This window comes from Streptomyces sp. LS1784, assembly GCF_020103755.1.
GTDB lineage: Bacteria > Actinomycetota > Actinomycetes > Streptomycetales > Streptomycetaceae > Kitasatospora.
The window spans coordinates 1-5,252 of sequence record NZ_JAHSQD010000559.1; the positions used below are offsets into that span (position 1 = coordinate 1).

A 5,252-nucleotide genomic window follows, 5' to 3' on the forward strand; every position below is an offset into this window, starting at 1 on the left:
CTCGCCGGGGGCGGGCCGGTCGGCGCCGCACCGGCGGCCACGACCGCCGTGCCCCTGGCCCTACAGCAGGAGCAGCAGGAGCAGGCCGACGGCTGCGACGTGTACAGGAGCGTGCCGCCGAGCACCGAGGACGGCCCCGCCGTGAAGGCCATCAAGACCAAGCGCAGCCTGGTGATCGGGGTGGACCAGAACAGCTACCGCTGGGGCGCCCGCAACCCGAACACCGGCCAGATCGAGGGCTTCGACATCGACCTCGCCCGGGCGATCGGCGCGGCCGTCATCGGCGACCCGGAGAAGGTGGTGCTCAAGCCGGTGGCCACGGCCGACCGGATCGACGCCATCAAGAAGGGCCGGGTCGACCTGATCGTCCGCACCATGACGATCAACTGCAAGCGGATGGAGGACGTCGCCTTCTCCAAGCCGTACTTCAACATCAGCCAGCGCGTCCTGGTGCCGAAGTCGTCGCCGGCGAAGAACGTCGACGACGCGATCAAGGACAGGGCGGTCTGCGCCGCCGACGGCTCCACCGCGCTGAACGTGGTCAAGGAGATGAGGACCGCCCGGCAGGTCGTCACGGTGGAGAACCAGCTGGACTGCCTGGTCCTGATGCAGCTCGGCAAGGTCGACGCCACCATGACCGACAACGGCCTGGCGGCCGGTCAGGCCGCGCAGGACCAGACCGTGCGGATCGTGGACGGCGAGGCCCAGCCGGAGGTGGTCGGCGTCGCCATGCTGAAGGACAGCACCGACCTGACCGCCCGCGTCAACCAGGTGCTCGCCGACTACTACGCGCGCGGCGACTGGGCCCGTTCGTACGACCACTGGCTCAAGCCGTACATGCTCAACGAGGCCGACCGCTACTGGCCGGGCACGCACTGAGCCGGTCCGGGGGGTGACGGGGAGGACGGCGCGGGAGGGGTAGCGCACGGGCCGTCAGCGGTGCGTTGACGGCGCCTTGACGCCCCGCGCCCGCTCGGCCCGAACGGCCACCGGTTAGGGTTCGGGACGATCACCACGGGGAGACCGGTGGTGGACACGGGGGTTGTCGTGGGACCGCACGTCAGGCACGTCGGGATCGCACGCGAGGAAGGAAGGACACCGCGGTGGCGGCATCGGCTGGCCCGGTACTGAGCCGGGAGGAGGTGGACCGCGCGCTCGCCCGCCTCGGCGCGGAGCGGGACGCGGTCGAGTCGGCGCTGCTCGCCCTCCAGGACCACCCTGGCCTGCGGCTGCTGGACGGCGCCGAGCTGTCCGGGCGCACCCTGGAGCGCTGGTCCGTCGCCGGCCGGGGCCTGCCGCTGCTCTGGGCGCTGTTCGACCGCTACTCCGAGGCGCTGGCCTCGGCGCGTGCCGTCCGGGCCCGCAAGGCCAAGCCCGGCGCGCCCGAACTCGCCGAGCTGAGCGAACTGCTGACCGGCGACGCAGTGACCGTCCCGGGCGGCGCGGTGCCGGACGGCCCGCAGCTGCTCGGCGCGCCCGCCAAGCTGGTCGAGCGGATCAGCCTGGACGCCCTGATGGCCCGGATGAACTCCTGGTACGCCACCGTGCTGGAGGTGGTCAGCGCCGCCGACGCGGTCTGGTCGGCCCTGCCGGCCCGGATCGACCTGCTGCTGGCCGAGCTCCGGCGGGTGCGCACCCTGGCCGCCTCGCTCGGCGTGCGCACCGGCAACCACCCGCTGGGCGACGACCTGACCGGGATCGAGAAGGACCTCACCGAGCTGCGCGCCGAGGTGCACGGGGACCCGCTGGCGCTGTGGCGCCCGGCCCGGGTGCCCGCCCAGCGCGGCACGGTCCCGGAGGGCTCGGCCTTCGCCGGCCCGGCCGGGGTGGTGGACACCGAGCGGTTCGACCGGGCCGGGCGGGCGCTGGACGGCGTCCGGCTGGAGCTGGAGGACCTGCTGCGGCTGCGTGACGAGGCCGAGGAACGCCTCCAGGGCGTCGGCGACCTGCTCCAGCGGGCCGACGCCACCCTGGCCGAGGCCCGGAGGGCGCGCGGCGAGGTGCTGGCGAAGATAGCGTCCAGCGACGTCCCGGCGGTGCCCGGACCGGCCTCGGCGCTGCGCGAGCGGATCGTCGCGGCGCTGGACCTGCGCCAGGCCGGGCAGTGGGGCCGGCTGGCGCCGCTGCTGGACGCGCTGGAGGACGCCGCCGCCAAGGAGCTGGGCCGGGCCCGGCAGTCGCTCACCGAGGTGACCCAGCCGCTGGCCGTCCGGGCCGAACTGCGCGGCCGGCTGGACGCCTACAAGGCGATGGCGGCCCGGCTGCGGGTCTCCGAGGACCCGGAAGTGATCGAGCGGTACGAGAAGGCGCGCTGGCTGCTGTGGAGCGCGCCCTGCGACCTGCGGGCGGCGGCCGCCGCGGTGGCCCGGTTCCAGCAGTCGCTGCGGCCGGCCCACACCGAGGCCGAGGCCGGGCAGGATCAGGAGGGGGTCGGCCGGCCGCCGGTCGACGGACAGGTCCAGGGGGGCTGAGGGTGATGGGCGAGACGTGCGAACGGCCGGAGTGCTCCGGCAGCGGCAGGATCGACGCCGACGGCTACTGCGACGAGTGCGGGCTGGCCCCGGCGGGCAGGGCCACCGCGACGCCCGGGGCCTCCGGGGCGTCCGCCCCCTCGGTCACGGCGGCCGGCCCCGGCTCGCCCTGCCCGCGCGACTGTTCCGGCACCATCGACCCGGACGGCTACTGCGACGAGTGCGGGCTGACCCCGCCCACCGGCGACACCGGCGTCACCCAGCCCTACGTCCCCTCCGCCCGGGTCTCCCCCGGCTCCGGCCACAACGGCTCCGGCCAGGACGGCTCCGGCCGCAGCGGCTCGGCCCGCTCGCTGTCGGCCCGCACCGGCTCGGCCCGTTCGATGTCCGGCCGCTCCCGCTCGCACCGCTCCACCCGCACCGGCAGCAGCCGCTCGCTCTCGGTCCGCTCCACCCGGGGCGGCGTCACCGCGGGCACCCGCAGCCGGCTGGGCGCCGGTCTGGTCACCGTGCCGACCGTCGCGGCGGCCGACCCGGCCCGGGCTGTGCTGGCCGACCCCGAGGTGCCCGAGCACAAGCGCTTCTGCTCCAAGTGCGAGACCCCGGTGGGCCGGGAGAAGAACGGCCGCCCGGGCCGCCCGGACGGCTTCTGCACCAAGTGCGGCACGCCGTACTCGTTCACGCCCAAGCTGCGCCGCGGCGACCTGGTCGGCGGGCAGTACGAGGTGGTGGGCTGCCTGGCACACGGCGGGCTCGGCTGGATCTACCTGGCGGTGGACCGGCGGGTCAACGACAAGTGGGTGGTGCTCAAGGGCCTGCTGGACACCGGGGACGAGGACGCGCTCGCGGCGGCCGTCGCCGAGCGGCGCTTCCTGGCCGAGGTGGACCACCCGAACATCGTCCGGATCATCAACTTCGCCGAGCACCCGGACCTGCGCACCGGCGCCACCGACGGCTACATCGTGATGGAGTACGTCGGCGGGAAGTCGCTCAAGGACATCGCCAACGAGCGCCGCACCCCGGACGGCCGGCGCGAGCCGCTGCCGGTCGAGCAGGCGATCGCGTACGCGCTGGAGGCGCTGCCGGCCCTGGGCTACCTGCACGGCCGGGGCCTGGTGTACTGCGACTTCAAGATCGACAACGTGATACAGAGCGGCGACGCGCTCAAGGTCATAGACATGGGCGCGGTCCGCCGGTTCGACGACGACGGCCCGATCTACGGCACCATCGGCTACCAGGCCCCGGAGATCGCCACCGACGGCCCATCCGTCGCCTCCGACCTGTACACCGTGGCCCGCACCCTCGCGGTGCTCACCTTCGACTTCCAGGGCTACAGCGGCACCTACCGACACTCGCTGCCCGGCCCCGAGCAGGTCGAGGCCTTCGCCAGGTACGAGTCGTACTACCGCTTCCTGGTCCGCGCCACCGACCCGGACCCGGCCCGCCGCTTCGCCTCCGCCGAGGAGATGGCCGACCAGCTCACCGGCGTGCTGCGGGAGGTCCTCGCCCTCCAGGACGACCGGCCCCGACCCGCGCCGTCCACCCTGTTCGGCCCCGAACTGCGCGTCGTGGACACCGAGTTGGTGCTGCCCACCGAGCAGGCCGGGCAGCTCCGGGTGGCCCCCCTGGACGCGGCCGCCGCCGCTCTCGCGCTGCCCGTCCCGCGGGTCGACCCCGGCGACCCCAACGCCGGCTTCCTGGCCGTCCTGGTCACCCCCGACCCCGAGGAGACGCTCGCCGCACTGGCCGCCGCGCCCGCCGTCTCGGTCGAGAGCCGGCTGCGCGAGCTGCGCGCCCTGCTCGAACTCGGCCGCCACGGGGACGCCGCGAGCCGCCTCGCCGGGCTGGAGCAGGACCAGCCGGACGACTGGCGGGTGGTCTGGTACCGCGGCCTGACCGCGCTGGTCGGCGCGGCCCGAGCCGAAGGGCCCGCCGGCGCCGGAAGCGTGGGCCCCTCCTGCCCGGGGGCGGGCGAGGAGGGCGAACGAGGGAGCGGCGGAGGAGCGCCGGAGCGACAGCCGTCGGCGCCGGGCCAGGAGCGCCCGGAGGCGAGCGGGCGAGTCACGTCCGGCCTGCGGGCCGCCGCGGAAGCCTTCGACGCGGTCTACGACGCCTTCCCCGGCGAGGCCGCCCCCAAGCTGGCCCTCGCCATCTGCGCCGAACTGCTCGGCGACGGCGGCGACGCGGCCGAGTTCTACCGGCTGGTGTGGGCCACCGACCACGCCTACCTGAGCGCCGCCTTCGGGCTGGCCCGGGTCCGGCTGGCCGAGGAGGACCGGACCGGCGCGGTCCGCGTCCTGGAGACCGTCCCGGCCACCTCCAGCCAGTACACCGCCGCCCGGATCGCCGCCGTCCGGGCCCGGCTGCGCGAGCGCCGGCCCACCGACGACCTGGCCGCCGACCTCGGCGCGAGCTCCGCGCAGCTGACCGCGCTGCGGCTGGACGACCGCCGCCGCGAGGAGCTCGCCGTCGAGGTGCTCGACGCGGCCCTCGGCTGGGTCGGCGCCGAGGCGGCCGCCGGCCGGCGGGCCACCGATCTGGTGGTACTGGGACGTCCCGCACAGGAGCGGGAACTGCGCTTCGCCCTGGAACAGTCCTACCGGGTACTCGCCCGGTTGGCCGACCGGGCGGAGACCAGGATCGAGATGGTGGAACGGGCCAACCGTGCCCGTCCCAGGACGTGGGTGTAGCAGATGCCGCAGCAGACCGAGTGCCCGAGCTGTTCGGAGCCGATGGAGCCGGAGGACGCCTACTGCGGCTCCTGCGGGACCGGCCGGGACG

3 protein-coding genes are annotated in these 5,252 nt (G+C 75.2%); all 3 read left to right on the forward strand.

Annotated features, from left to right (window positions below; genetic code table 11):
• Window positions 1-879, forward strand: an 879-nt coding sequence (locus tag KS423_RS37620; RefSeq protein ID WP_224284235.1) for a glutamate ABC transporter substrate-binding protein, incomplete at its 5' end; no start/stop codon positions are given.
• A gap of 224 nt (window positions 880-1,103) precedes the next feature.
• Window positions 1,104-2,471 carry a hypothetical protein gene (locus KS423_RS37625; protein ID WP_224284236.1) on the forward strand — a complete coding sequence of 456 codons (1,368 nt, stop codon included), beginning with the start codon at window positions 1,104-1,106 and terminating at the stop codon, window positions 2,469-2,471.
• Between the two features lie 5 nt (window positions 2,472-2,476).
• A complete protein-coding gene (locus tag KS423_RS37630) occupies window positions 2,477-5,161 on the forward strand; it encodes a serine/threonine-protein kinase (RefSeq protein ID WP_224284237.1) in 2,685 nt (894 codons plus the stop codon).
• Window positions 5,162-5,252 lie beyond the last annotated feature (91 nt).